We start from the raw sequence: 26,669 nt of genomic DNA, 5'->3' as shown, positions 1-26,669 counted from the left end.
CAGAGCAAGTTTGATGCCCGCAATGTCCGGAAGGCGGACATCTGCTCCGTCGGCCAGTGAAAGATGTTGGCAGACCTCTTTGGCGGTCATTTGCAGCTGACTCAATCCTCATGCAGAACACGATCAGTGAAGATTTTGCGGATCATACTGCTGGCGGTCGGTGCAGGACTGACGGCAGTCGGCTGGGCCTATTGGACGGCGATCTCCGACCCCGTTGTACGCGAGGTGGAACTCCCACTGCTTCCGGTGGATGCCATCCCTACCAAGCTCCGCGTTCTGTTGATGACCGACATCCATGTCGCAGCCCCGGACATGCCGCCATCACGGCTGCGTCGGATCGTCGCTCAAGCTAATGCTCTCAAGCCTGACGTCATCTTCATCACCGGCGACTTGGTGAGCGACAAGCTGCCGGCAACGCGCATCTATTCGCTCAACGAGGCTATTGCGCCGCTCGCTGGTCTTGAAGCCAGGCTCGGCCTTTCGCCGTTCTCGGCAACCACGATCATTGGCGCAACGCCGCTGCCGCTCGTCGCGCGCTCAAGGATGCAGGCGTTCATATCCTCGATAACAGCGCTGTGTCTGCGGGGCCCCTGTCCATAGGCGGTGTTGATGACAGCCTCACCGGCCACGAGGACCTCGGAAAAACCTTAGACGCGATGGGCAAGCTACGCGGTGTGCCTATCCTCATGTCACACAGCCCGGATCCGTTTCCGAATCTCCCGTCACGCGTCCCATTGATGGTTGCCGGTCATACTCATTGTGGCCAGATCAGACTGCCTCTGGTCGGCGCGAAATCATACGCATCGCAATATGGCGCACGCTATGGGTGCGGTGTCGTAAAGGAAAATGGGAAGGCGCTCGTGGTCAGCGCGGGGCTTGGGACCAGCATCCTGCCCCTGCGAATAGGAGCTGTCCCAGACATGTGGCTGATCACGCTTCGAAAGCCTGCCCGTCGAGGGGTCAACGAGTAGACTCCCCCCGTTTGGGTTTTGGCTAACCACCAGAATCAGAATGGTGGTGTTAGAACTGGCGAGAGATGTCGCGGTCACGACGCCGAGTCTCAAACCAACTGGGCTCCACGGTAGAAACTTGCCTGAAGTGGAAGGTCGCAACCTCACATCAGCCCTCTACGAAACTAAGGCGGAACGTCGCGCCGCGCTTGGTCGGGATGAGGCGGACATCACCCTGGTGAGCGCGCATGATCTCGCGCGTCAGGTGGAGCCCCAGACCGCATCCTTCCACGCTGGGATTACCGCGCGAGAAAGGCTCGAAGAGCCGGGGCTGCACCTCGGCGAGCACTCCTGGCCCCTCGTCAGTCACGTCGATGCTTCCGTTCCCGCGGACCGTGATCGTAATCTCTCCGGCACCGCCTGCATGGAGGATAGAATTGGAGATGAGATTGGTCAGTGCGCGAGAAATGGCGTGTGCATCGCCGGTCACGAACACGGGTTTCTCGGGCGCGGCAAGGGACAGGTCATAGCCTGCCAGGATTGCAGATGGGGCGAGATCGGCGACAAGGTCACGGCTGATGGTGACAAGATCGACGCGTGATCGTGTCTCGCTGGTGAGGGTGAGCCGCTCCAGGTCGAGCATTTGCGAGACGATGTGGGTCAGCCGCGACATCCCGCGTCGTAAATCCTCTTTGCCGCGCTCGTCGTCGAGCGTTTCGACCCGCAGCGAAACAACAGCTAGAGGCGTTCTCAGCTCATGCGCGGCATCCGCGATGAAGCGCTTTCGGCGGCCGAGTTCCAACTCAAGCCGGGCGAGCGCGGAGTTGAAACTACGCACCAGCGGTAGCAATTCCTTCGGTGACTTGCCTTCGTCGAGACGCCCGCCCGGATCGTCAGGCCCGATGAAGGTAGCTTCACGAGTAATTGGCTGCACAGCGCGGGCAAGAAAGGGCGCGGCGACGAGCATCGCCACCAGGCTGATCACAGCGATCACCAGCAGCACCAGAAGAACGCTCGGGTCCAACAGGATGTGCATGGATTCCACCCGGGACAGGGTGGCAGGATCGATCCCCCCTGCCGCGACAAGCACCATGTCCCGGCCGAACTCCTTCTGCGCCGAAGCGCCGACCCCGATCCGGGGATCATCGCCCGGAAGCCTGAAGAGGACTCGATCTATCGAGCCTTGGTAACGCTTCGCCGCCTGCAGCACATCCGAGTCGACCGCACCCGTGGTGAAGACACGATTGCCGTCGATTACGACCAGCCATGACCTGGGGTTGCGGGAGGCAAGGTCGCGGTAATTGCCGCTGCTGGCGAGGCGCCACCCGGTATCCGTCCTGCGCAAATCGGCCGTTGCATAGTCGAGTGCCAGCACAGCGCCCCGGTGATTGCCGCCGCCGCGATCCAGATGACTCGTGATGGCACTGATCGTGATGACCGCGAGGAAGATGGCGCCATAAACCGCCATGAAGACGACACTGGCGCGGAACGCCAACGATGGCGTGCGCTTCAGCATGCCCGGAGCATGTAGCCAACGCCGCGGATTGTTCGAAGCTCGAGGCCTGAGTCCGCTTCGTCGAGAGCTCGGCGGAGACGCGACACCTGCGTTTCGAGCGCATTGCCAGAAACCTCCGCGCCAATCCCGTAGAGCTCCGTATCGAGGTGCGTTTTTTGGACCACTCGTCCGACCCGACTGATCAGCAATTCAAGCAGCGCCAACTCGCGCCGGCGAAGGCTCAGCGACCGGCCGCTTACCTGCGCTTCACGGCTGACGGGATCGAAGGACAGACGACCTGCAACGATCGGCTCTGGCTTCCTGCCCGCCGGTAGGCGGCGACAGGCTGCGCGAAGTCTTGCGAGCAGTTCCTGAAGTGCAAAAGGTTTGACGAGGTAATCGTCGGCACCAGCGTCCAGCCCTTCGATGCGGTCGGCAATCTCGTCTCGCGCGGTAAGAAAGATGATGGAGGGCGCCGACGGGCGAGCGCGAGCGGCGGGCACAAGAGCGATACCGTCACCGTCCGGGAGCCGGCGGTCGAGCAGGATGGCGCGGTAAGGATACTGGATCACGGCCTCGAACGCTTCGGCCAGGCAAGAAACATGGTCGAGGCACCAGCCGTCCCGCTCAAGCACGCGAACGATCTCCCGCGCCAGCGCAGGGTCGTCTTCCACCAGCAGAACACGGGTGCCTTCCATTCAAGGTCATTCCTAGACCGCCAAGCTTGCGCGAAGCTGGCAGAGAAAAGCGGTTCGCGACAGCTGCTGGACAGGAAAGCCACTTACTCCGGAAGCGGTCGGATGTGACAGCAGGGTCTACGAAGATGCTCGAACTAGTTGGCGTGAGCCATGTCTATGCCAATGGCACCCGCGCGCTGGACGAGGTGTCGCTAAGCATTCCACGCGGCATGTATGGTCTGCTCGGCCCCAATGGCGCCGGCAAGTCGACGCTGATGCGGACAATCGCGACGCTGCAAACGCCAACGGCCGGAAGCATCCGCTTCGGCGACATCGATGTGATCGCGCAGCCAGACAGGCTGCGGCAAACGCTTGGCTATTTGCCGCAGGATTTCGGCGTCTACCCCCGCATTTCGGCCGAGGCGATGCTCGACCATATGGCTGCCTTGAAGGGCATCGTATCGGCGTCCGATCGCAGGGACACGGTCGAAAGCCTGCTAAACCAAGTCAACCTTTGGAGCGTCCGCAAGAAAGCATTGGCCGGCTTTTCCGGCGGCATGCGGCAGCGCTTTGGGATCGCCCAAGCGCTGATCGGCAATCCCAAATTGATCATCGTCGACGAACCGACCGCCGGTCTCGACCCGGAGGAGCGCAATCGTTTCCTCAACCTGCTTGCCGAAATCGGTGAAACGGTGGTGGTGATCCTGTCGACCCATATCGTCGAGGATGTTGCAGACCTTTGTCCGCGCATGGCCGTGCTGGCCGGCGGCCGGGTCCAACTGGAAGGGGCGCCGCATGAGCTGATCAAGTCGACCCGCAGCCGCGTGTGGACCAGGCCGATCGATCGGGCCGAGTTGGCTGACTTCAGGGCCAGTTTCGACGTCATCTCGACCCGGCTCATGGGTGGGCAAACGGTGGTGCACGTCCTGTCCGACTGCGACCCGGGTAAGGGCTTCAAAGCGGCCGAGGGCGACCTCGAGGATGTATATTTTGCCACCCTCGCCTCAGCGCGCCGCGCAGCCTGAGGAGCCAAGCCCATGTTCCGCGGGATCGCCGCCTTTGAGTTCCGCTATCAGGTGACGAGCCCATTGTTCGTCGTGACGGCGTTGCTGTTCCTTGTGTTCGCCTTTTCAGACACGTCGGTCGCCAAGCTGGTGAGCACCGAGGGTGGCAATGTCCTCTACAACAGCCCGCATTATCTGATCCTGTCGCACCTGCTTGTCTCGTTATTGTTCCTGTTCATCGGCGCGGCATTCGTTTCCAACGTGATCGTGCGCGACGATCTGACCGGCTTCGGGCCGCTGATCCGGTCCACGCGAATAACGAAATTCGATTATCTGATCGGCCGCTTTGCGGGCGCGTTTGCCGTTGGTGCGCTGGTCATGGCAGCGGTGCCGCTCGGCGCTTGGCTTGGGACCGTTTTCCCGATCAGCACGCATGAGATGCTCGGGCCCAACCGGCTGTCGGGCTATCTTTATGGCTTTGCGCTGTTCGGAGTTACCAATGCGCTGATCATCTCGGCCATCCTGTTCGCGCTGGCCACGGCGACACGGTCCACAGCCGAGACCTTCGTTGGGGTGATCGCCTTGTTCATCCTTTACCTGGTCGCCCAGCGGCTGATGGAAGGGGAAACGGACCTCCAGAACTTCCAAGTGCTGCTCGATCCGTTTGGAATGGCCTCCTACATGGCAAGCTCGCGCTATTACACTGCGGCCGAGCTCAACGGCGGCGCGGTCCCCGTATCCTCCCTCATGGTATTCGGGCGGCTGCTGTGGGTCGGATTATCGCTCGCCCTCCTGGCGCTGACCTATCGCATGTTCAGCTTCGCGGACCGGGGCATGTCGCGTCGGCAGAAGCTTCGGCGCACGCGGGAGGGCTCTGAGCAGGCCGAGACCGCGACCTATTCACCTGCCTTGCCATTCAAGCCACTTGCGGCCCCTCGGTCCGGACCGGAAGCCGCCGTGCGCCAGTTCCTTGCCCGGATGGGTATGGAGGCGCGCTTCGTGCTAGGTAGCCCTGCCTTCCTTATCCTGCTTCTGTTCGCCTTCGGCTTGACCCTGACCGCCTTGTCGACTGCGACCGGCTTCCTCGACGTGCCGCTTTACCCGGTCACGCAAGTCGCCGTGCCGACCATTGAAGCTTTCTTCGATACGATCCTGCTGATCATGTCGGCCTATTTCGGCGGCGAGCTGGTGTGGCGCGAACGTGAGCGGCGGGTGCACGAGATCATCGATGCGGCACCGATTGCAGCCTGGGCGCTGATGCCACCCAAGGTGCTCGGCCTTGCGCTGGTGCTGTTGCTTACCCTGCTGGTCGGCGTGGCGGCCGGGATGCTGGTTCAACTGATGAGTGGCGCCGTCGCGATCGAGCCGCTTGCCTATCTCGACTGGCTCCTCTTGCCGAGTTTGGCGGACGCCATGCTGGTCGCGGTTCTGGCCGTGTTCGTTCAGGCGCTGAGCCCCACCAAATATGCCGGTTGGGGAGTGATGCTCCTCTACATCCTGCTGCTGACCTTCGGACCTGCAGCCGGGCTTGAATACCCGCTCGCCATCTACGGCAACCTCCCGCAGGTGACCATCTCGGCCATGGCGGGCACGGGCTATGCGGGTGAGGCAGCTTGGTGGTTCCGGCTGTTCTGGGCGTCCGTTGCCGTGCTGCTGTTGTTGGCCGTGCAATTGCTCTGGCCGCGCGGTGCCGAGCAGCAGGTCCGCAACCGGCTACGCCGACTGCCACAACGGCTGACCCTGGGCACAGGGCTGTCGGGACTGGCGGCCCTTGCATTGATCGCCGGTACGGGAACGTGGATTGCGTACAACACGCTGATACTGAACCAGTTCAGGACCGGCGCCGAGATGGAGCGCCACTTCGTCGAGCTGGAAAAGCGCTACTTTCGTTTTGCCACCCTGCCCCAGCCGGTGGTCCGACACGTGCAACTCGACGTCGCTTTGTTCCCGGATGGAGCGCATGCGGAGGTGCGTGGGCGCTACCGCCTGGTCAACGAGACAAACGCGCCGATCGACCAGCTGCACCTGAGGCTGCTGGACCTCGATCTGGAATTGCTGTCGGTCGACCTGCCAGGGGCGCGGCTGGAGCGGAACGACGAACGGTTCGATTACCGCATTTATCGGCTGGCGGTGCCTATGAAGCCGGGCGAGACCCGTTGGCTCGGCTTCGAGACACGTCGAGCGCAGGTCGGTTTTCGCGCTTCGAACATCGAAGACAAGCTGGCGCCGAACGGGAGCGACCTCAATAGTCTCCAGCTGACACCGCGGATCGGGATGACGGACCACGGATTGATCGAGGATCCCGCCACCCGCCGGCAATATGGGCTACCCGAGCGCGCGCCCTTGCCGCGGCTCGACGATCCTGCGGCCGCCGGGGCGCAGCCGAATGGAGATGTCAGCTGGACGACGGCCGACATACGAGTGTCGACCAGCCCGGATCAGACTCCGATCGCGCCGGGCCGGCGTGTGGCCGACCAGGTGCAGAACGGCCGAAGGGTGGCTCGCTTCCTGTCCGATGTGCCGATCCGCAATTTCTTCCTGGTCAAGTCGGGTCGCTACGCCCTCAGGACCGAAACAAGCGCGGGCATCAAACACGCCATCTACTATCACCCTGCGCATGGCTGGAACGTCAGGCGCATGATGAAGGCCATGCAAGCCTCCATGGCCTACTATCGCGAGGCCTTCGGACCTTATCAGTTCGATCAGGCGCAGGTCGTGGAACGGGCACTGGGCGGGGGCGGACAGTCCTTTCCCAACATGGTCGCCGTGTCCGAAGGCATATTCGGCCTCGATCTTCGCGCTCCCGCGCAACTCGACATGGTAAGCATGCTCGTTGCCCACGAAATGGCTCACCAATGGTGGGGCCACCAGGTCACTGCAGCAAGGATGCAAGGTGCCGGCCTTATCGGTGAGGCCATCACCCAATATTCGGCGCTGATGGTGCTGAAGCGCCTGCATGGGGAAGATCAGCTTCGGCTTTTCTTCAAGCTGCAGCGGGATCGTTATCTCAGCGGTCGCAGAACCCAATTGTTAGACGAGCAGCCGCTGGTCAGCGCCAGCCTGGACCAGGACTATGTGAACTACGGCAAGGGGGCCCTTGCCTTCTACCTGCTGTCGGAACGGATGGGTGAAGAGGCGGTCAATCGGGCGCTGCGGCGGTTCATTGCGCGCTATCGCTTCACCGATGGGCCCAATCCGCGCTCGGTCGATCTGATCCGCATGCTCCGTGAAGAGGCTGCTACGGCCGATGAACGATCGCTCATCACTGACCTGTTCGAGCGCATCACCCTTTTCGATCTTAGGGTGGAGAAGCCGATCGTGGCGAAGCGGCCCGACGGCAAGTGGGACGTTGTCGTGCCCGTGGCTGCTAGAAAGCTTCATGCCGACGGTAAAGGCAAAGAGAGTGAAGCACCACTTCACGCTCGTATCTCGGTCGGGCTCTTCACGGCAGACCCAAGCGGACCTTTGATCGGCAAGAAGAATGTGCTGCGCATGGATTCGCAGGCAGTCCGCAGCGGAAGGCAGATCTTCCGTTTCGTGACGGATCGTAAGCCTACCCACGCCGGCATTGATCCCCTTGGCCTCTACATAGACCGAGATAGCAACGACAACATCGCACCGGTCGAGGACCGTCCCGGCTAGGCGCTTAGAATTCAGAGAACTCGAGGGCTGGTCATCACGGCGACCGGTCTGCTGCTTTGATCAGTTTGGTGACCGCTCGCGCCGAGCGCCCTCACCCTCCCTGAGACAATCTGTCGACGTCCGCTGCTCTTGCGTCCGCTAAGGGCAAGCCCTCTGGATCAGCCGTCCTTACCAGAACCTACCAACCCGACCTGATGGTATTCTGGGTACTTAACAGCTGACGCCCGAAAGATGTAGCGGATTGCCTGGCAATCCCTTTGTTTAAGAAGGCGCGCTCATGGCGTTATACCATTGTGACACATCTGCGACACTTAGACGCGTTTAGTATTGCCCATACTAAAGTTTTCACGCTATGTGCCTTTCGTGGCACGCTGTTTTTGCTGCGCCGGGGTTACATCCCTGCCCCGCGATCATCTCGCGATTCGATATGAGAGGTTCTGAATGGGTAAGTTTCATTATCTCGGCACGACGGCCCTGCGCGGGCTTTCGGCCGCGACCATCCTGATCGGCTGCGCTTCGGCCGCCCAGGCGCAACAGACGGCGCAAGAGCAGCAGCAGCAAGATGTGCAGGAAACGGCGCCTCCCGCCACCAGCGCAAACCCGAGCGGCGACGCAGAGGTCCTGCCGACCGAAGAAGTCGTTGTTACCGGATCGCGTATCCGTACTCCGAACCTTGAATCGGCAGTTCCCGTCACGACCGTGCGTGGTGAAGAAGTCTTCCAAACTGGCGGTGTCCAGGTCGGCGACGTTCTGAACGATCTTCCGCAGCTGCGGAGCACCTACTCCACTCAGAACTCCACGCGCTTTCTTGGTACTCGCGGCCTGAACCTGCTCGACCTTCGCGGGCTCGGCAGCTCACGCACGTTGGTGCTGGTGAACGGCCGCCGGCACGTTGCCGCGGACGTGCTGGGTGATGGCACCGCCGTCGATATCAACACCATCCCGGCCGACCTCATCGAGCGCATCGACGTGGTGACCGGTGGCGCGTCGGCGGTCTATGGCTCGGACGCTGTTGCCGGCGTCGTCAACTTCATCCTCCGCCGGGACTTCGACGGCCTGCAGCTTCGCGCTCAGTCCGGCATCTCCAAATATGGTGATGCTGCCAACCAGTTTGTCGCGGTGACCGGTGGCAAGAATTTCGCAGGTGGTCGCGGCAACATCGCGGCAACTGCCGAGTTCTCCCACACCTCGGACTTCTACGCGAGCGGTCGTCCCTTCCGGCAAGCGGACAACTTCGTCATCGTCGACACGGACCCGGCTGGTTCGGTGAATGGCTCCGATGGCATTCCCGACCGCATCTTCCTCCGGAACGTGCGTCGTCCGGACGCGTCACTGGGTGGCGGTATCCTGTTCCGCAACGGTGCGAGCGCGCCGTGCGGACGCGACACCACGGGCGCAGCTTTCTCCTGTTCTCTCGCTTTCCAGCCGGATGGCAGCTTGACCCCCATCCAGGGCGTCCGGGTTGGGCTTGCACCTACCGGCAGCTTCATCGGCGGTGCTGGATACAATAACCGTGAGGGACAGCTGCTCGCCCTGTCACCGGACGTGAAGCGCTACTCCTTCAACGTGCTTGGCCATTTTGAAGTCGCTGATGCGCTCGTGCCGTTCGTCGAAGCCAAGTATGTTCGCGTCGACGCGATCGGATCGCAGAGTGGTCCGTTCTTCACTCGTGGTCAGACTCTTCTCGACTCCACGTTGGTGAGCGGCTTCGAAGATCGATCGTTCGCAGCGCCCACGGGCGCGTTGAGCGCGACGAACCTTACCGCGTTCAACGTCAATCGCGAAGGCATCCGCCTCGACAATCCGTTCCTCACGAGCCAGGCGCGGAATGCGATCCGCGACGCTGCCCTTGCGTCGCTCGCAGCCAACATCAACCCCAACACCGGTGCGACGTTCGCCACTACTGGATCGACGGCCGCCCTCGCGCAGGCGAACCGGGCAGCGCTCATCGCACAGGTCAACGATGGGTCGTTCCGCTTCGGCAATCGCCGCGACTACCTTGAGCTCGGTATTCGTGACGAGGACTTCAGGCGTGAAACCTACCGCATCGTGGGCGGTCTTCGCGGCGACTTCAACACCGACTGGAGCTACGAGCTGTCGCTGAACTACGGGCAGCACAAGGAGCGGAACCTCATCACGGGCAACGTGAACACGCAGCGGTTCCTTCTTGCCAGCGATTCAGCGATCAATCCTGCTACCGGACAGATCGTCTGCCGCTCGCAACTCGACCCTCGCTACGCTGGCGAGGATGTTGGCGGAAACCCGGCCATCCTCGCCGCTGATGTCGCCGCCTGCGTTCCGATCAATCCCTTTGGTGTCGGCAACGTCAGCCAGGCCGCCAAGGACTATTTAACCATCGACACGCTGGCGACCGGCAAAATCACTCAGCTGGCGGCCCTCGGCTATGTCGCGGGCGATCTCAGCCAATTGTTCGAGCTTCCAGGTGGCCCGATCGGCTTCTCGGTGGGCGCCGAATATCGTCGTCAGACCCTCGAATATGATCTGGATGACCTGACCCAGGCTGGATACGCCTTCTACAACGCCATCCCGGCAGCAGAGTCGCCCGCTTTCTCGGTCAAGGAAGCCTTTGCCGAGGTCAACATTCCGATCCTGAAGGACATGCCCTTCTTCCATGCGCTGACGGTGAAGGGCGCCGGCCGCCTGTCGAAGTACAAAGGCATCGACAAGACCATCAAGACCTATGGTGTCGAAGGCATCTACAGTCCGGTTCGCGACATCACGTTCCGCGGTGCGTACAACCGCTCGGTTCGCGCGCCGAACCTGGCGGAGCGCTTCGGTGCGGCAAGTCAGAACTTTGCGCCGGGATTCAGCGATCCTTGCGCGGAGAAGCAGATCGGCGCGGGTAGCGTGAACCGTGAAGCCAACTGCGCGGCTGCAGGACGGCCGGCGGGCTACGATTACGTTTATGCCGGTTCGCTCGAGTACAGGAGCGGCGGCAATCCTGACCTTGAGGTCGAGACTTCGGATTCCTTGACGCTCGGCGGATACATCCAGCCGCGCTTTATTCCGGGCCTGTCGATCTCGGCCGACTATTACGACATCAAGGTCAAGAACGTCATCACGAGCATCGGCACTGCGCAGGATATCGCCAACCTCTGCTACGACTCCCCGACGCTGGACAATCCGTTCTGCGCTCTGTTCCAGCGCGCTGGGGCAAGCGGTGGACCGAACGGTGAAGAGGCCTTCCGGATTATCGAAGGGTCGCTTCTCAACTCGCAGGCAAACTTCGCGAAGCTACGCGTCCGGGGCATCGATACCCAGCTGAACTACGTGCGTAACACCGGCATCGGCCGGGTAAACGCGAGTGTTCTCTGGACCCATCAGCTCAGGAACGAAAGCTTCACCGATCCTTCGAATCCATCGTTCAAGGATGTATTCCTGAATGAACTCGGGGATCCGCAGGATCAGGTGAACCTCAACTTGAACGTGAAGCGCAACAGGCTGACTGTCGGTTACCAGGGGCGCTGGATCGGGAAGATGTACCTCAATACCTATGAGGACTACAATTCGGTCAACGGTGATCCACCGCAGAACACGGATTATGCCGAGATCGAGAAGTATCCGGCGGTCATGTACCATGACCTTCGTGCAGCTCTCGACGTCACGGACAAGGTGAACTTCTACCTTGGCGTCGACAACGTCCTGAACAAGCTACCACCCTATGGCTCAACTGGCGTCGGTGGCGGTTCGGGGATCTGGGACAATCGCGGCCGATACTTCTACACGGGCTTCGTCGCGAAGTTCTGATCAACACTCGAAGAACTGAAGCCGGGGAGAAATCCCCGGCTCTTTTTCGGTGATCGTGCTGATTTCGTGTTGCACAGGGTAGACAATGACCGACGTTATGGAACGAGCGGCGGATCTCGCCAGTCGAGGCCAGGGACCCGCTGCTGTGGCTTTGCTCCGGCAATTGGAGAGCGCCGGAAACCCTGAGGCGGCGCGCCAGCTTGCAGTCTGGTATCTGTCCGGTCGCGTCATCCCTCGAGACCTTACGGCGTCACGAAATTACTTCATGCGCGCTGCAGAGCTTGGCGATCGCGTTGCGGCTGGTGTGAGCCGCGCATTTATAGCGAATGGCACCGGCGGCCCCGCTGACTGGCCCCTTGCAATGACGATGCTCCGCTCGGCGGCAGATGCCGATCAAGATGCGGCAACTCAGCTTCGCATCATCGACGCCATGTCACTTGATGCTGCCGGCCAGCCTACTCAGGCTTTTGAGAGCCAAGTCTTACACGCCAGTCCAAACGTCTGGCATTTCCCTGGGCTCTTCACCAAGCAGGAATGCAGCTATTGCAAGGAGGTGGCTGGGCCCTTGCTGGAGCAGAGCCTCGTCGTCGATCCAGCGACCGGACGGCAAGTCGCCAACCCCATCAGAACCTCACAGGCGGCGGCTTTCCCCTTCGTCGTTGAGAACCCGGCAATTCACGCTCTCAATCGGCGGCTTGCTGCCGCGAGCGACACTTATGTCCGCGCTGGCGAACCATTGCAGATTTTGCGCTATTCACCGGGAGAGGAGTATCGACTTCACAGTGATGCGCTACCGGGTGTTCCGCTCAGCCAACAACGTGTGCTCACCTTCCTTGTCTATCTGAACGACGATTATGAGGGTGGCGAGACCGCCTTTCCGAACCTCGGATTGACGTTCAAGGGCGCGACGGGAGACGGCCTCCTGTTCACGAACACGACCGCTGCTGGCGAACTCGACACCAGATCCTTGCACGAGGGGCGGCCTGTGCTGAGCGGGACCAAGTACCTCGCGTCGCGGTGGATCAGGTCTGAGGCATTACAAATCGCCTGAATAGCTCAGATCTGGCTGTCACCCTCGGCGTCTAGCGACCGCCGGATAAGAGGTCGGAGCAGAGCCGATGCTGTGCACTCCCGATCAAAGTGGCAGACACATCGCATCGCCTCCCCTCAACCGCGCTGCGCCGCGTGGGGGTTCAGGAGCATGAGTGCGATGCCCTGCCGAGTAAGCTTATTGGCGGATTGCGGATCGAGACTGCGATACCATTGCGCGATTTGCCGACTCAACGGGCCGAATGAACGCATGACCAATGCAGCCGCTGGCTGCGGCGAGGCGAGCTCGGCCCCAAGCCTTTCAAGTCTCTGCAGGATAGCCGCCTCATCCAAGCCGGCCTTAGCCAAAGCCGCAATGTCATCAGCGCCCTTGGCAATAAGGTCACGTGCCGTTGAGGAGCTTCGCAACGGCTGAGCGAATGTCATGTAACTATCCCGCTTGAAGCGTAGATCACCGGTCCCTTCCTCATCCATCATCCCGAACTGGCGTCCCCTCGGCGAAGAGGCTGGAAGACGATTTTGAGCGCTGAACAGTCATCCCTGATCCAAGGTCTGAATGCTTCGGCTCAAGCCGCTTGAACGCTGCCAGACCATTCGAGGAGGTAGGGTTTGCGATCGGGAGGGCGAGGGCAATTCTTGCTATTTTCTCGCGAGATACGTGGCCAACGATCCCCCCGGCTCGCACGCGAGATGATTTGACGATGTGATCTCTCGTGAGCGGCCACCGCCATTCCACAGTTCGTCGTCTGGCGAGAGTTCTTGGACGAATATGCGCGCTGAGCCGCTGGCCTGAGCCCGAAATCGCAGCATGATTACCTTCGGCGTAGGTGACGAACCATCATGATCCCATTTAGCTTGGTTCAACAGCATGCAGAACAGGTCCGTCAGGGTGATCCGGGCGGGCGGCTTGTCCTGTCCAAGATGCACCGTGGTGAAAGCCGGGTGTTTTGCGCCACTCCCTCGCTGAAATATGTTCTCGAAGGCGAAGAGCGATATCTCGTTGACGGTGTCGAGCACGTCGTCTTGCCAGGACAATTTCTACTCGTCGAAGCCGGAGTGATCTTGTCGGCTGTAATTCGTCCCACGTCTGTGACGACCGGGATGTGCCTCTACCTTAAACAAGACCCGGTTCTGCCCTTCGTCGATCTAAGAACGGCGGAGGAGGAGTGTGAGCGAGCGGAGCCACCCGCCGGGCGAGCGGGAGTGCTTAGCGCGTCGGGTACTGCCCTTGCGGAGCATCTAAAGTCTGGCGCTCTCGCATTGGCACGCGATCCGGATCGCGGTGAGGGCGCAGCTGCTCGCATCGTCTGTAATGCCGCTGCTCATCTCCACGATGTGCTGAGCGATGTCCGGCTGCAGCTGAGTAATCTCGACGCGATCAAGGGAAGTACTTCCCGCGACCTGTTGAGGCGCTTGGATATCGCGCGCGCTTGGCTGTGGGACAATGACGACCGCATTGTTCCGCTCGACGAATTGAGCCGAAAGGCAGGAATCTCGCAGTTCCATTTGCACCGATGCTTCAAGGCTGCGTTTGGGGCTGCACCAGCAAGCTACCATCGTCAGCAGCGACTACAAAAGGCAGCGGCCTCATTGCGGCGCGGCGAACTGAACGCTGCCGGGGCCGCGGCACGCTTCGGTTTCTGTGACGAGAGTAGCCTCCGGCGAGCGCTCAAACGGTCGCCGGATCTGCATGGGGACGTGCATCGTGTATTGCACGCGGAAACGAGCCGCTGATTGCCCAGGCGCGGCCTTCCTGAAGGCTCCTACGAGCTATTCCGGAAGCGCTGAAGCACTTCGGCATGCAGCATGCAGATCGGCAGAGAAGTGTCTGGCGTATTAAATCGTTACAAAGTGGTATACGTGTCACAGTGGCGGCTTTTTCAGGGAGCTGCTCTGGCGACCCCTCCTCTACTCAGGATCTCGGCCATCTCGTCGAACTAGCGAGCTATACGATCGAGTTCGCTAAGCACCGTTCGATCCAGACCATTCGCGCCTCCGTGACGAGGCGTGCATTCTCCAGTGCGGCTGCATAGTTTTTGTCTTCGATCAGGGCGGCTTGATCGTCGAACTCGCGAAGCTGAGCTGCGACCCGTTGCCGCAAAGCCGCAAGCCAGCCTTGTTGTTGAGCGGGTGTGAGCAGGTCGGCAAAGATCATGCGTGTGCGCCAAGGGTCTTCGGGCAGTAAGTCCTGGCTTCGCTCATCGAGAAGCCAGGCCTTGATGGCCTCTTCACCCGCCTCTGTGCATGAAATATAGTCAGTCTTCCGGCCGTCATTCTCAGACGCCTCCGCGCTGACGAGACCGGCCCGTTTGAGCCGCTCTACGACCGGGTAGACGCTACCGGGGCTGTCGGACAGCGAGCTCGCCAAGCTTCGCTGCAGAGCCTTCCGCACGAAGTAAGCAGTCGTTGGCTGCCACTTTCGAATGAGCGCCAAGACGTGGCTCTCGTGATGACTCAACACTGCGTGATCCCGGAAATGACCTGCACACTCCGATTGCAAGCTCCTGCACTAGGAGCGACGCGACGATCAACTTAGCCGATCCGCGGACTCGATCAATTCGGTGCCGGAGGAGAAATGACCACTGCACTTGCAACTTGAAAGACATCGGAAGCACGTTTAGTACGCTGCGTATTAAATGAGGCTTCCAGTGAGACTGATGGACCGCATCGCAGAGGTTCGCTCCGCCACCACGCAGCCGGACGCCGGCATATCGCATCACGACTCGCTGGCGCTCGCCGGCTGTGCGCTGAGATATGTGATGACCAAGGAAGCGTCGGCTCAATGTGGCGACCTGATCCGCTCCTCTCCCGAATTGCTCACCGCAAAGGACGATTTTCTTCGGCTTCCCGCCGAGCAGTTCTGGGTCGAGTGGTTTGCCGAAATGGGAGACGATGGTGATTTCGGCGGCGATTGGGCACAGAAGATCGGCTGCCTCGTGCAGACCAATGAGGGCGGACGATCAGGTCACATCATTCTGTATGGGACTACCTTCAACGGCGGCGTTGATCGGTTACCGGGCAAGATCGTGTTCGACCTCGATCATCGTTATGTAAGCCCCTATCCATCGGGCAGCTACCGGATGAGCCACGGTGATCTGGGCTTCCTCAACAACATCCTGTCACACGCGCTGATGCAGCTTGAAGAACGCTGGCGAGGAAGAGCCAAGCTGGACAAGCGATACGCCTACCAAGATCTTGTTCGGCACCAGGCGGAACAAAGCTGGTATGCACTACCCTTCATCCTGGCCTTCGCTGCACTTCTGAACAGCGATGACGTCGTCGATCAGACGCCCTCTCAGTTGGCGCAGCTAAATGCTTCACGGGCGAGGCGTCGCCGCCGCCCCCTCCTCGAACACGTGGAAGTCAGCATGCGCCTGGGCGAGCGGCGCCAGTCTGATGGAGCAACGCAAGACAATCATCATGGGGCAAGAGCGACCGCCCGCCTGCACTTCGTTCGAGGACATACCGTCTCGCGCGGCGGCAAGACCTTTTGGCGAACGTCGCACCTTCGCGGTGACGCAGATGCGCCGATCATCTCCAAAACCGTGTCGGTCCGCGGAGGATCGGAGTTTACGAAGAGGTTCGCGTCGCGACGCTGAGAGAGCCGGGTGCTAGTCCGGCGCATATGAGATGAATGGGCGGGGCCTTTGTCAGCAGGGGCCGTCTCAGAACAGCGTGGAGCCCCTTTGGAGGAACAGGATCAGCCCCGCCGCACTGCCGATCCCGATCGGGATGATGCAGCATATCTGACCTACGACTACCTGAAGCACCTCACTTCACTGTCGATCCTGGTGCTTGGTGGCGTGCTCATTGTTGCAAAGGATCTCGATCCCAGCGACGTGAAGCCCACTTCGATCCTTGTTGCTCTGGCGCTCATTGGTGGCGGTGGGGTCTGCTCGTTCAGCGGCTCTAGCGAGATCGTGCGCGCTAAAAGCAGCCGCACTGAGCCAGGAAAATTCCTGAGCTTCTGGGTCAAAGCTGCGCCCGTGCTGCTTGCCGTTGGAACGGGCTATTTTCTGGCCATCTTTGCCGACAGCTTGACCTGAGACGGGCTAGTATAGCCATCACCGACTGAACCCAGGACGGTAAGGCCACTGTCAGCTTAGCGAGGGTCGTTAGGCAAGGGCGGCGGAGGTACGACGCCCTTCCAACCGATAAGCGTGAGTGACAGCGAACGGCGCTATCGACGCCGCTCGCTGTCACGGGGTCCGCTGTTAGAAGCGGAAGTTCACACCAGCTCGGAAGGTCCGGCCGATCAGGCCCGGAATATGCCACGAGGCAAGGTAGTTCGGCTGCGTGGTGTAGAGGACGTTCGCATAGAGCGGCGCCCTGGCGTTGGTCACGTTCCCGATGATGCCGTAGAACTCGAAGCGGTCGTTCACTTCCAGCGTCGCGTTGAGGTCTGCGTAGATGAAACGCCTGATCTTGCAGAAGCTGTTTCCGCCGGCAGCGTCCTTGTAGAGGGTCGCGGCGCATGACGTGTCCAGATTGCCTTGGTCCGTCGCGACCCCCTTCATCTTGCCGACGAAGTAGGTCGTTGCAGTCAGTGACAAGCGACCGAATTCAAGGGTGTTCTGCCAGTTGCCGCGCCACTTGGGCGTTCCGCCACCCGACGACAGGTCGGCCGGGCCGACCGTGCCGGTGAAGCGCTGCACGCTGCCGTCGCTGAGATAACGGTTGTACTTCAGCGTTTCCTGGACATCCAGGCGGCTCCGCCAACGCAGGTCATTGGTGACCGGTACGTTGGCCGACGCAGTGAACTGCAGACCTTCGACGACGTCATAGTTGGCGTTCACGTAGGGCGCGTTCAGCACTAGGAGGCGCGGAAGAGCGTTCAGCGCGAACGGATCGGCACCGTCGATAACGTTGCACGAGTAACCCGGCGCAACAGCCGCAAGCGCCGCGCAGCCCGCTGCAGAGGCCGCCGCCGCCGAGGCGAAGGTCTGACCTGCCACCGAATAATAGGCGTTGATCGCCGCGCCCGAAAGCGGACCGGTGACGATCAGGTTCGACTTCTTGACGTGGAACCAGTCGGCGGTGAGCTGGAACCAGCGGGAAGGCTCGAACACCGCGCCAAGCGTGTAGCTCTTGGAGGTCTCGGGTTCGATGTCAGGGTTGCCGACGTAACCACGACCGATCGAGTAGTTGGCGAAGTAAGACGGATTGGCGGCGTGCGCGGCGGCGAATGCTGCCGGCAGAGTGAAGCCGACGAAGCCCGAGAAGGAGCTCAGCGGATTTGCTTCGGCGAAGGTGGGAGCCCGGAAGCCTTCCGAATAGGAGCCGCGCAGTGCGACCTGCCTGATCGGCTGGAACTTGAAGCTGGCCTTCGGTGAGAACTTGCTGAAACCTTCCGAGTAATCGTCGTAGCGGCCCGAAGCGGTCAGCTCGAGCGAGTCGAGAACTGGCGCGTTGACTTCGAAGAAGCCGGCCCAGACGTCGCGATTACCATAAGCCTGCGCCGTCGACAGACCCGGTACGTCGAGGTTCGGATTGGCACTACGGTTGGTCAGCTTTTCCTTGCGGTACTGGCCGCCAACGGCGAGCTGCAGCGGGCCGCCCGGCAGTTCAAACAGCGCGTGCGACACCGAGCCATCCACCGTGAACTCGCTCGAATTCGAGAGCGAGGTGATCGGCGGGAGCCGAGGCGCCGTCCTTCAGGACTTCGATCCGCTCGACGTTGACCTGCGGAATGCTGGTGAGGTCGGCGTAGCTGTTGTGGCCGTCGTCGCTGACGGGATAGTTGGCCGAGCGCCATGCCATTCACCAACAGAAGGGTCGATGAGACGCCAAGGTTACGCAGCGACACGGCCGAGCCGCCGGCCGAGAAGCCGCTGGTGAAGCCCACACCGATCGACCCCGCGCCGTCGGCAGCAGCTTGGCGAACAGCGTCAGCCGTGTTGGTGATGCCGGCTCGCTCCAAGGAGTCACTGGTGATCACGGTCACCGGCAGGGCGGTCTGGGCGTTCTCCCGGCGCAGCAGCGAACCGGTGATGACGATTTCCGACGCCTCAGCGGGATTGGCAGGGTCCGCTTCGTCCACAGCTGGCCCGCTGGGCTGCTGGCTGTCCTGCGCGGCTGGCGCGGCCTGAGCCGAAGCAGCCGTACCGATTGCGGAAAGTGCAAGGGCAGCGGCGCTGGTCAGAAGGTGCGTTTTGATAAAGCGTGGCGTCACGGTTGCAGTACCTCCAACAATAGGGGGTGCAGCAAAAATCTTCTTCGTGTTGCCCCCGCACGTCACTCGTCTGCGCCTGCTCAAAGCTTCCGTAAAGGTGAGCTCCCGTATTACGCTGCGTAATATTTCAGCGTGTTGCAGTGCTACCACAGCGCTTAATTGGTTCGCCACTGCGCAGGGCAGCCGAAACCCCTGATTACCGCCCTATCATCAGAGACTTATCTGTTTCAATTGAAGCGCTCGCACGACTGAATGAGCGCTGTTCTGAGTGCGAAGTTTCGAACGGACGTTCTTCAGATGTTGAGCAACGGTGTGTTCGCTTATCGACAGGATGGTCCCAATTTCAGAGGCGGTCTTTCCAACCGCGGTCCAGCAAAGAACATCTTTCTCCCGCTCGCTGAGTGATGCAGCCCGCTCTGAGGTCAGGCCACTTTCAAGCGATTGCCACACTCGGAACGTGAGCAAGGATGTTATTGCTTTCAGGCCAGGTTCCACCCCAACCTTGTCACCGGCAATGGACAATCCTCCGGAGCCAAGGGCAGTATGTATCGGTACGCACAGACCATGGAGAAGTCCGAACTCGGATGCTTCACCCACCATGGTGACCGCACCCGCTTCTTTCTTCCGTATCTCGGCGATTTCGGTCCAGTAGAGCGACGTCTCTGAGCGCAAGCAATGGTTCGCGACCGGGTCGATCTTGAAATGCTCGGCTTCATGGTAGCGCGCCATCCAGCCGTCAGGCCAACCGTTCAGAAGTATTTCGGGCTGCCGATTGCCGCCAACTTTCGGCAGCCGCGACAAAACAAAGGCGGAATAGCCGTAGGCCGACAGGATGTTCGAGGTGGCCGCCAGAAGGTCGGTGGGCTCATCAACCCCTTCAAGCGCTTCAATCACCAGGATCGCCCGTTCAAGTGCGGGACTGATCATCCGATCTCCGGGCCAATCACACCGATGCCCCCGCCCCTATCCAGGCAGTGATAGCAGGAGCGACAAGGCATGCCGGGTGAGGCTGTTGGCGGTAAGGCGATCGCGTACACGATACCATTGGTCGATCTGCTCGCATAGCAGCCGCACGTGCGGTTTAAGTCGCCTGGCGCCTTCCTTGGTCGGGCCGATCTGGCTGGCGAGACGCTCAAGCCTCATCCTGATGTACTGCCGACCATTCTCCGCCAAGGCCGCTTCGTCGATGTCGCCCGCCGCCGCATCAAGCGTGGCTTTGGTGAGCGGCACCGGCATGGTCGGTCGCCCCGTGGCGACCACATCATAGTGGTACCCGCCTCGGAATGCCTTGTTGCAGCTCCCGCTCGCGAGACCCAGTCCCGGGTTCCACTCAGCCAATGACATAGCCTGAACACCCATAGTATTCACCACCACGAGTAAGCGGTTGCTGGAAAGCGCTGCGCGGGGCGAGACTGGCCGCCCCTTGCCTGGCTTGTGCCTACGCCCACTCCTGCAGGGATTTCGATACTCAAATCTGGGGATGCCGAAGGTCGACAGGTGCGAACTCCTGCTGGCACCGCCGCCGTCCCTACGCGACGCAGCGACAAGCTGCGGCCGGTGACGCCCATGATCTCGCAGAAAGGATTTCCGGTGAGGCGGGCGATCAATTGTGATGTCGCTGAAGCCACCGGCGCACCTCCGAGCTACTTGGCCGTTGCGAGCGCAACTGTGGCGAGATCGAGCTTGTCGGCCGCGACCACCTGCACGTTGGGGCGCAAGGCCCTCAGCTTGTCGATGAACTTCGCCGAGTCTCCGACGATGATCAGGCTCACCCGGCTGGGCTGCAATAGCCGTCCGATGGCCGACGTGGCCGCGGTTCCGCTGACTGAACGCACCCGATCCGCATAGGCGAGCTGTTCTGTCGGTGAGACTCCTCGCAAGGCCGCTCCGGCGAGCGTTGCATTGAAGCCGACACTGCTCTGGAGCGAGCGCTGGAAGCTTCCGACCATGAAGGTCTTCCGGTTTTCGACGTCCGTGGCGCCAAGTGGCTCGGTCCCGATCCGGGCGAATTCATTGAGGAACACCTGCGCCACGTCCGCGGCACTCTCGTTCTTGGTCGAGGCGCTGGCCGACAACGTGCCGCCGCCAAGGCCTGCGGCGAGTGCGCTGTTGGCGCCGTAGCTCAGCGCACGCTTGACGCGGATTTCCTGGAACAGCCGCCCGGTCGACGAGCCGCCCAGAATGCTGTTGGCGAGCAGCGCGTCATAATAAGCCGCATCGCCGCGCGAGATGCCGCGAACGGCGGCGATCACCGTCGCCTGCCCTGCCCCCGGCAGATCGATGACCAGGGTGCGGGCTGCCTGCTCGCTTCCGGCGACATCGGTCGGCAGCGCCGGAGCCGCGCCCGTCGCGCGCCAGCCGCCCAATGCTCGTTCGGTCAACTGCCGAGCCTGCACCGGGTCGATCCCGCCCGACACAAAGGCAGTGGCGAGGTCGGGGCGCCACCAGGTCTGGCGGAACGAAGCCAGGTCCTCGCGGCGGAGCGCGGCCAAGCTTGCCGGCGTGCCGCCCGGAACGATCCCGTAAGGCGCGTTGCCGAACACCACCGGCGGCAGAACGCGTCCGCCCAGCTGATTGGGATCCTTCAGCGCGACCTGCAGGCCATCGAGAGCCCGCTTCCGTTCCCGGGCGAAATCCTCTTCGGGGAAAGTTGCGTTGGCGAGGATGTCGCCAAGGATCTCCGCCGCCTGCGGCAGGGTCGCCACGGGCGCAGTCACCGAGAGGACGGTCCCGTCGAGCGACGCTGACGAGGACAGTTCGGCCCCGAGGCTCTCGAGCCCGGCCGCGATCTGGTCGGCGGAACGGGTGGTCGTGCCCTTGCTGGCGATGTCGGCGACCATTGCCGCCAGGCCCGCCTTGTCGCGTGCTTCAACTGCGGAGCCGGCGCGAATGGCGACGGTCAGGGTGGCAAGCGGCACCGTTCCGGTTCGGGCAGTCACCAGCTTCATGCCATTGGCGAGCGTTGCCTCGGTCAGCGCGGGCATCGCGTAGGTCGCGGGCGTGCCCGGGGCCGGCGGCGCCTGGCGCTGCCCTTCGGGCAGGAGTGCGAGCGGTGCCTGCGCGGCCGGCGGTGGGCTGGAGAAGCGCGGCAGCGGCGTCGGATTGGCCCAGCCCTTGGCGTCGCCGTCACCCTTGGCATAGCGAAGCTCGACCCGCTTGGCCGGGTTGAGGATGGTCCGGGCGACGCGCTGGACGTCGGACGCGGTGACCCGGGTAATGGCCGCCAGGCGCTTGTCGGCAGCTCGCGGATCGCCGGTGCGGACGAGGCCTTCGCCAAGCGTGAACGCGCGGCTGCTGGCGACCTCGCGCTCCTGGAGACCGGCCGAGAGCAGCTCGTTCTTGGCTTCGGTCAGTTCCGCCGCCGTGGGTCCCGTCGCTCGAAGCGCATCCAGCGCGCGGTCAAGTTCGGTCGCGACCACCTCTGGCTCGCGTCCGCTCGCGACAATGGCCATCAGCGCATAATAGCCCTGCTCTTCCGTGTCGTTGAGTTGGCTGATCGGTTGGGTCGACAGGCCCGGCTTCACCAGCGCGGTCTGGAGGCGGTTGCTGTCGCCCCGGGTCAGGATGCCGTCGAGCACTTCCAAGGCCGCCATGTCGGCACTGGCGGCGCCGGGCGTCTGCCACGCCGACCCGACCACCGGCAACGGCACGTTGGGACCGGTTGCATTGACCCGCCGCCCTGTCAGCGGCTGGTCCTTGCCCTTGATCGCAAGGCTGGCCGGACGCGCGCGCTTGGGAACCGCAGCGAAATACTTGTTCACGAGCGCATCGAGCTGCGCCGGTTGGAAGTTGCCCGACACGATCAGGGTCGCGGTGTCAGGTCCGTAGAATGCCTCGTGAAAAGCGCGCGCATCCTCCAGCGTGGCGCTGTCGAGGTCGGAGATGCTGCCGATAGTCGGCCGCCGGTGCGGCAGAAGGTTGTAGACGTTCTCGCCAAGCGCAAAGGAATAAAGCCGGCCGTACGGCGGCGCGAGCACGCGCTGGCGGAGCTCCTCCTTGACCACGTTGCGCTCGGTTTCGAACACTTCCTTGTCGATGACCGGCCGGGCCATGCGCTCGGCATGGGTCCACAGCATCCGCTCGAGATACTGGGCAGGTACCGTCTCGTAATAATTGGTTCGGTCGTACCACGTGCTGGCATTCCGCGTGCCGCCGATGTCATCCACCATCTTGTTGATGGTGTTGTACGGCATGTTCACCGTCTTGCGGCTGAGGATGTGCTCGAACAGGTGCGCAAAGCCGGAACGACCCTCGGGATCGTGCTTCGAGCCCACTTCATACCACATCGACACGGTAACATCGGGCGTGCTGGTGTCGCGAATGGCAATCACGCGCAGCCCGTTCGCGAGCTTGCGCTCGGTGAAGGGGATCGTCGGCGTGGCCATCTTCGCCGACTGAGCGGTGGCAGCCGGAGCGACGATCGCCGTGGAGAAGAGGAAAGCGCCCAGCAGGCGGCTCGCGAAAGCGTTCAAGGCGGTTTTCCCTATGATGACGATGACGACACCGTTCAGTCTCCTCGCAAACGCCGCAACAATCCTTCGACGAACGGGTACGTGGGGGTCACGGCAGCGAGGATTGCCCCGGCTCCTGACGCTGAGCCTGTAACGCGGGTGCCAGAGGCTTACCGGATTCCTTTGCCAGTAGCGGACGGGCGGAATTTACCGATGTCGATACCGAGCCTGCTAGCCTTGTCGTAAAACGTCTTCCTGGGAAGACCCAAGCGCTTGATCGCGTCGCCCACTCTTCCGTCGCATTGGCGCAGCGCGTCCTCGATTAGAGCGACCTCATATTCAGCCAGGCGAGATCTGAAATCACTTGCAGGCTCATGGCCCTCGCCGACCTTCTGCCCATTCTCCAGGACGAGAGCGAATGCGCGATTACGCAGTTCGCGGATATTGCCTGGCCAATCGTCCACCTGCAGCCGGGCGACCTGCTCCGCGGGGGCCACGAAGTTCGGCACACCGAACTGCTCTTTGGCTTCCTCGACAAAGACGTCGAAGAGCAAGCGAACGTCATCGCCGCGCTCCCTCAATGCGGGAACGCGGAGGCGAGTGGTGGCCAGGCGGTGAAACAGATCCAAGCGGAACGTGCCCTCCTGCGCCGCCCGCTCCAGATCGATCTTGCTTGTCGCGATCACGCGGAGATTGACTGCCTCGGGCCGCTCGGCACCGAGCGGCTGCACTTCGCGTTCCTCGATCACCCGAAGCAGCCGTGCCTGCATCGGCAATGGCAGACTGTCGATCTCGTCGAGCAGCAGCGTCCCGCCGCTCGACGCGGCGATCATCCCGCGCCGGGCCGCGCGGTGGTGGGCGACTGCCTCGCTGGCATGGCCGAACAATTCGACCTCAAAGCTGCTGTCGAGCCAGGCGGCGCAATTGACCGCAACGAAAGGCCGTCCGGCGCGCCTGCTGAAACGGTGGATCTGGGCCGCGACGACCTCCTTGCCGACACCTGTTTCGCCTTCGATCAGCACGTCGACATCGGCCGCTGCCAACTGCCTGATCGACGCACGGAGCCGTGCCATCGCTATGCTGGTCCCGATCAGGGGATCGGTGGCATCGTGGAGATCCGCTGCGGCACGCAGCCGGCGGTTCTCGATCTGCAGGGTGCGATGCTCCAGCGCCCGCGCCACCGACGCGGTCAGGTGATCGATCGCGAACGGCTTGCTGAGGAAATCGAATGCGCCATCCTTTAACGCTTTCACCGCCAACGGCACGTCGCCATGCCCGGTGACCAGAAGCAGCGGAATGTCGCGGTCGATGCTTTTGACGGCAGCGAGCAACTCCAACCCGTCCATGCCCGGCATCCTGATGTCCGACACGATCACCCCGTCGAACGCCCCAGTAATGCTGGCGAGAAGCGCGTCAGCCCGCTCGAAGGCCCGGACCGTGAAGCCGGCAAGCTCGAGCGCTTGGGTGGTGGCAAGCCGGAGCGCGTGGTCGTCTTCGGCGAACAACACGGTTGCGGAAGCGATCATCGGGCAATCCTCAAGGACACGATGAAAGCCGCTCCCGGCCCCTCCATCGGATCGAGCCACAGGTCACCGTCGAACTCCCTTGCGATATCCCGCGCGATGGCAAGGCCGAGGCCGAGGCCCCCGCTCTTTGCCGTCTCGAACGGGGTGAACAGCCGCTCGCGAATGGCGGGGTCGATGCCGGGACCGCGGTCCACGATGCGAATGGTCATGCGGTCGCCTTGCGCGCTCGCCGTGAGCTGGATGGCGCCCGGCCGCTTGCCGACGGCGTCAAGCGCGTTGCGGAGAAGGTTGATGAGCACTTGCTCGAGCCGCACCCGGTCACCGACCAGAACATGCTCGCGATCAGCCCTGGAGACGGCAATCTCGATCTGCGACGACGCCTTGGCGCCCAGCAGCAGCAGCGCGCCATCGACGATCGACCCCAGCGTGGCCTGCACCGGCACCGGCGTCTTGCGCCGGGTGAAGCTGCGAAGCTCGGAGGTGATGGACGCGATGCGCTCGGTCAGCGCGATGATCCGCCCGAGATTGAGCTGTGCATCCTCCGGCCGGCTGCGCGTGATCAGCTTGGTGGAGTTTTCGGCAAACGTCCTGATCGCCGCGACGGGCTGGTTGATCTCGTGCGCCACGCCGGCGGTGATCTGGCCAAGGGTCCCGAGGCGATTGGCGCGGGCGAGATCCTCGCGGGCCGCGACATATTTGTTGGTGGCTTCTTCCCGCTCCTGCGATTCAACCAGCAGCCGGGCATTGGTATCGCGCAATTCGGCGGTCTGGCGCTCGACCTCGAGCGACAGCGCGGCGCGGGACTGGAGCAGCATGCGCTGGCGATCCCACTGCCGCAGCAGGACAGCGACGATTGCCCCCGCCACCAGCAGGATTGCCAGTCCCCACAACAATGCCACGCGGCGCGCGTCCTCGAGGAACGGCTGAAGCGGTACCAGGGCAGTCAGTCGCCCGTCATCGATCGGCGCCGGAAGCGTTCCCGCGACATAGGGCTCCTGCCGGCGGCCGGCACCGACGCTGGCTTCGGAGCCCGACAGGCTGAGCGGAGCCCGCGCAGGCGGCGAGGGTCCGAACTGCAAGGTACGAACGGCATCCTCCAGCGCGCGCCGGGAGAGAGGCTCGGTGGTCTTGAAGCGCCAGGCTGGTCGGCTTGTGACGAGGACCACGCCATGCGGATCGGTCACCAGCCCGATCCCGCCATCGACGCCCCATGCCTTCTCCAGCCGGTCGAACTCAACCTTGACCACGATGGTGCCGAGCGCGCGGCCATTCTGGTCGATCCGCCGCGCCAGATAGAGGCCTGGGCGGCCGCTGACCGTGCCGAGCGCGAACAGCTCGGATGCTCCGTCCCGCATCGCTCCGCGGAAATAGGGGCGAAATCCGTAATTCTGGCCGACAAAGCTGGTCCGAAGCCGCCAGTTGCTCGCGGCCCGCGTCACCCCGTCGCGGCCGATCAGATAGATCACCGCCGCGTCGGTTCTTCCGGCTAGCAGCTCGAGCTGCGCGTTGAGGTGCGCGGTCGCCTCCGGATTGGCATCAGCCAGAACCTCCGCGACATCAGGAAATTCGGCCAGCACCAGCGGAAGCAAGCGAAATTTCTGAAGCTCGCTGACGAGCAGACCCTGGTTCGCGCGGGCCACGCTTTGCGCGGCGAGTTCAGCGTTGTCGCGGGCCGTGATCCGGCTCCAGCGGTCCGCCGCCACGAACGCCAGCGCAAGCACCAGCGCGAGCGCTGCAAGGAAGAACGCCACGAATCGCCGCGAGCGTTTCACCATTTTGTGTGGTTTTCTGCACATCGACCGCCGGGCATGCGCGGTTTCCTGCACACATTCGGGGCGTCTGCTACAAGGGAGGAAGCGAAGAAGCGAACAATCCCAGACATTTAGCCTACTTTTCTCGCTCGGATGGTGCCGCTCTTCACGCTGGCTAGGATG

Annotated in this window: 19 protein-coding genes and 1 pseudogene; 8 read left to right on the top strand and 12 right to left on the bottom strand. The window is 62.2% G+C overall.

Annotated features, from left to right (window positions below; translation table 11 throughout):
* Positions 1 to 126: 126 nt before the first annotated feature.
* The gene (locus ACP69Z_RS05965) at positions 127 to 600 is read left to right on the top strand and encodes a metallophosphoesterase (protein ID WP_426266607.1); all 474 of its coding nucleotides are present in this window, start codon (positions 127 to 129) and stop codon (positions 598 to 600) included.
* Positions 601 to 1,119: 519 nt separating this feature from the next.
* Here the strand turns inward: ACP69Z_RS05965 and ACP69Z_RS05960 are convergent.
* Positions 1,120 to 2,466 carry a sensor histidine kinase gene (locus ACP69Z_RS05960; protein WP_426266606.1) on the bottom strand — a complete coding sequence of 449 codons (1,347 nt, stop codon included), beginning with the start codon at positions 2,464 to 2,466 and terminating at the stop codon, positions 1,120 to 1,122.
* The gene (locus ACP69Z_RS05955) at positions 2,460 to 3,143 is read right to left on the bottom strand and encodes a response regulator transcription factor (protein ID WP_426266605.1); all 684 of its coding nucleotides are present in this window, start codon (positions 3,141 to 3,143) and stop codon (positions 2,460 to 2,462) included. Before ACP69Z_RS05955 ends, ACP69Z_RS05960 begins: the two co-directional genes overlap by 7 nt.
* 125 nt (positions 3,144 to 3,268) lie before the next feature.
* Between ACP69Z_RS05955 and ACP69Z_RS05950 the strand changes: the two genes are divergently transcribed.
* The 4 genes from ACP69Z_RS05950 to ACP69Z_RS05935 all read left to right on the top strand — a co-directional run bounded on the left by ACP69Z_RS05950 (position 3,269) and on the right by ACP69Z_RS05935 (position 12,587).
* Positions 3,269 to 4,147: an ABC transporter ATP-binding protein gene (locus ACP69Z_RS05950; RefSeq protein WP_426266604.1), complete on the top strand. Its 879-nt coding sequence runs from the start codon at positions 3,269 to 3,271 to the stop codon at positions 4,145 to 4,147.
* A 12-nt stretch (positions 4,148 to 4,159) separates the two neighbouring features.
* The gene (locus ACP69Z_RS05945; protein WP_426266603.1) at positions 4,160 to 7,768 is read left to right on the top strand and encodes a M1 family aminopeptidase; all 3,609 of its coding nucleotides are present in this window, start codon (positions 4,160 to 4,162) and stop codon (positions 7,766 to 7,768) included.
* A 441-nt stretch (positions 7,769 to 8,209) separates the two neighbouring features.
* Positions 8,210 to 11,536 (top strand): TonB-dependent receptor domain-containing protein, encoded by a 3,327-nt coding sequence (locus tag ACP69Z_RS05940; protein WP_426266602.1) that lies wholly within the window; start codon positions 8,210 to 8,212, stop codon positions 11,534 to 11,536.
* Positions 11,537 to 11,621: 85 nt separating this feature from the next.
* Positions 11,622 to 12,587, top strand: coding sequence for a 2OG-Fe(II) oxygenase (locus ACP69Z_RS05935; protein WP_426266601.1), 966 nt, complete (start codon positions 11,622 to 11,624; stop codon positions 12,585 to 12,587).
* A 116-nt stretch (positions 12,588 to 12,703) separates the two neighbouring features.
* On the opposite strand, the gene ACP69Z_RS05930 is transcribed toward ACP69Z_RS05935, so the two are convergent.
* Positions 12,704 to 13,063, bottom strand: a complete 360-nt coding sequence (locus tag ACP69Z_RS05930; RefSeq protein ID WP_426266600.1) for a hypothetical protein — start codon at positions 13,061 to 13,063, stop codon at positions 12,704 to 12,706.
* Positions 13,064 to 13,426: 363 nt separating this feature from the next.
* On the opposite strand from ACP69Z_RS05930, the gene ACP69Z_RS05925 reads away from it, so the two are divergent.
* A complete protein-coding gene (locus ACP69Z_RS05925; protein WP_426266599.1) occupies positions 13,427 to 14,320 on the top strand; it encodes a helix-turn-helix domain-containing protein in 894 nt (297 codons plus the stop codon).
* A 211-nt stretch (positions 14,321 to 14,531) separates the two neighbouring features.
* Here ACP69Z_RS05925 and ACP69Z_RS05920 read toward each other — a convergent pair whose 3' ends face one another.
* Positions 14,532 to 15,047, bottom strand: a complete 516-nt coding sequence (locus tag ACP69Z_RS05920) for a PadR family transcriptional regulator (RefSeq protein ID WP_426266598.1) — start codon at positions 15,045 to 15,047, stop codon at positions 14,532 to 14,534.
* 196 nt (positions 15,048 to 15,243) lie between these two features.
* On the opposite strand from ACP69Z_RS05920, the gene ACP69Z_RS05915 reads away from it, so the two are divergent.
* Together ACP69Z_RS05915 and ACP69Z_RS05910 are read left to right on the top strand one after the other, a co-directional pair.
* Positions 15,244 to 16,185, top strand: coding sequence for a hypothetical protein (locus ACP69Z_RS05915; protein WP_426266597.1), 942 nt, complete (start codon positions 15,244 to 15,246; stop codon positions 16,183 to 16,185).
* Between the two features lie 87 nt (positions 16,186 to 16,272).
* Complete coding sequence (locus ACP69Z_RS05910) at positions 16,273 to 16,632, top strand: hypothetical protein (protein ID WP_426266596.1); 360 nt, start codon at positions 16,273 to 16,275, stop codon at positions 16,630 to 16,632.
* A gap of 168 nt (positions 16,633 to 16,800) precedes the next feature.
* Here the strand turns inward: ACP69Z_RS05910 and ACP69Z_RS05905 are convergent, their stop codons facing one another.
* The 8 genes and pseudogenes from ACP69Z_RS05905 to ACP69Z_RS05870 all read right to left on the bottom strand — a co-directional run bounded on the left by ACP69Z_RS05905 (position 16,801) and on the right by ACP69Z_RS05870 (position 26,510).
* Entirely contained in the window at positions 16,801 to 18,171 is a 1,371-nt protein-coding gene (locus tag ACP69Z_RS05905; RefSeq protein ID WP_426266595.1) for a TonB-dependent receptor domain-containing protein, read from the bottom strand.
* Positions 18,152 to 18,346 (bottom strand): hypothetical protein, encoded by a 195-nt coding sequence (locus ACP69Z_RS05900; RefSeq protein ID WP_426268116.1) that lies wholly within the window; start codon positions 18,344 to 18,346, stop codon positions 18,152 to 18,154. The genes ACP69Z_RS05905 and ACP69Z_RS05900 overlap by 20 nt, the downstream gene beginning before the upstream one ends.
* Positions 18,347 to 18,380: 34 nt before the next feature.
* Positions 18,381 to 18,524: pseudogene (locus ACP69Z_RS05895) on the bottom strand (hypothetical protein); the annotation flags it as partial.
* Between the two features lie 444 nt (positions 18,525 to 18,968).
* Positions 18,969 to 19,685: a LuxR family transcriptional regulator gene (locus tag ACP69Z_RS05890; RefSeq protein WP_426266594.1), complete on the bottom strand. Its 717-nt coding sequence runs from the start codon at positions 19,683 to 19,685 to the stop codon at positions 18,969 to 18,971.
* A 36-nt stretch (positions 19,686 to 19,721) separates the two neighbouring features.
* Positions 19,722 to 19,988, bottom strand: a complete 267-nt coding sequence (locus tag ACP69Z_RS05885) for a hypothetical protein (protein ID WP_426266593.1) — start codon at positions 19,986 to 19,988, stop codon at positions 19,722 to 19,724.
* 413 nt (positions 19,989 to 20,401) lie between these two features.
* A complete protein-coding gene (locus ACP69Z_RS05880; RefSeq protein WP_426266592.1) occupies positions 20,402 to 23,230 on the bottom strand; it encodes a M16 family metallopeptidase in 2,829 nt (942 codons plus the stop codon).
* A gap of 149 nt (positions 23,231 to 23,379) precedes the next feature.
* A complete protein-coding gene (locus ACP69Z_RS05875) occupies positions 23,380 to 24,735 on the bottom strand; it encodes a sigma-54-dependent transcriptional regulator (protein ID WP_426266591.1) in 1,356 nt (451 codons plus the stop codon).
* Positions 24,732 to 26,510, bottom strand: a complete 1,779-nt coding sequence (locus ACP69Z_RS05870; protein WP_426266590.1) for a sensor histidine kinase — start codon at positions 26,508 to 26,510, stop codon at positions 24,732 to 24,734. The genes ACP69Z_RS05875 and ACP69Z_RS05870 overlap by 4 nt, the downstream gene beginning before the upstream one ends.
* Positions 26,511 to 26,669 lie beyond the last annotated feature (159 nt).

The sequence above is a fragment of the Sphingomonas sp. LHG3443-2 genome (assembly GCF_049896405.1).
Classification (GTDB): Bacteria; Pseudomonadota; Alphaproteobacteria; order Sphingomonadales; family Sphingomonadaceae; genus Sphingomicrobium.
The sequence above is the reverse complement of the archived record's forward strand: the minus strand, read 5'-3'. Positions and strand labels throughout refer to the sequence as shown.

Bases quoted from the DNA above. Each gene is read 5' to 3' on its own strand.
- ACP69Z_RS05960 (WP_426266606.1), bottom strand. From the start codon at position 2,466: ATGCTGAAGCGCACGCCATCGTTGGCGTTCCGCGCCAGTGTCGTCTTC.
- ACP69Z_RS05955 (WP_426266605.1), bottom strand. From the start codon at position 3,143: ATGGAAGGCACCCGTGTTCTGCTGGTGGAAGACGACCCTGCGCTGGCG.
- ACP69Z_RS05950 (WP_426266604.1), top strand. From the start codon at position 3,269: ATGCTCGAACTAGTTGGCGTGAGCCATGTCTATGCCAATGGCACCCGC.
- ACP69Z_RS05945 (WP_426266603.1), top strand. From the start codon at position 4,160: ATGTTCCGCGGGATCGCCGCCTTTGAGTTCCGCTATCAGGTGACGAGC.
- ACP69Z_RS05940 (WP_426266602.1), top strand. From the start codon at position 8,210: ATGGGTAAGTTTCATTATCTCGGCACGACGGCCCTGCGCGGGCTTTCG.
- ACP69Z_RS05935 (WP_426266601.1), top strand. From the start codon at position 11,622: ATGACCGACGTTATGGAACGAGCGGCGGATCTCGCCAGTCGAGGCCAG.
- ACP69Z_RS05930 (WP_426266600.1), bottom strand. From the start codon at position 13,063: ATGATGGATGAGGAAGGGACCGGTGATCTACGCTTCAAGCGGGATAGT.
- ACP69Z_RS05925 (WP_426266599.1), top strand. From the start codon at position 13,427: ATGATCCCATTTAGCTTGGTTCAACAGCATGCAGAACAGGTCCGTCAG.
- ACP69Z_RS05915 (WP_426266597.1), top strand. From the start codon at position 15,244: ATGGACCGCATCGCAGAGGTTCGCTCCGCCACCACGCAGCCGGACGCC.
- ACP69Z_RS05900 (WP_426268116.1), bottom strand. From the start codon at position 18,346: ATGGCATGGCGCTCGGCCAACTATCCCGTCAGCGACGACGGCCACAAC.
- ACP69Z_RS05890 (WP_426266594.1), bottom strand. From the start codon at position 19,685: ATGATCAGTCCCGCACTTGAACGGGCGATCCTGGTGATTGAAGCGCTT.
- ACP69Z_RS05875 (WP_426266591.1), bottom strand. From the start codon at position 24,735: ATGATCGCTTCCGCAACCGTGTTGTTCGCCGAAGACGACCACGCGCTC.
- ACP69Z_RS05870 (WP_426266590.1), bottom strand. From the start codon at position 26,510: ATGGTGAAACGCTCGCGGCGATTCGTGGCGTTCTTCCTTGCAGCGCTC.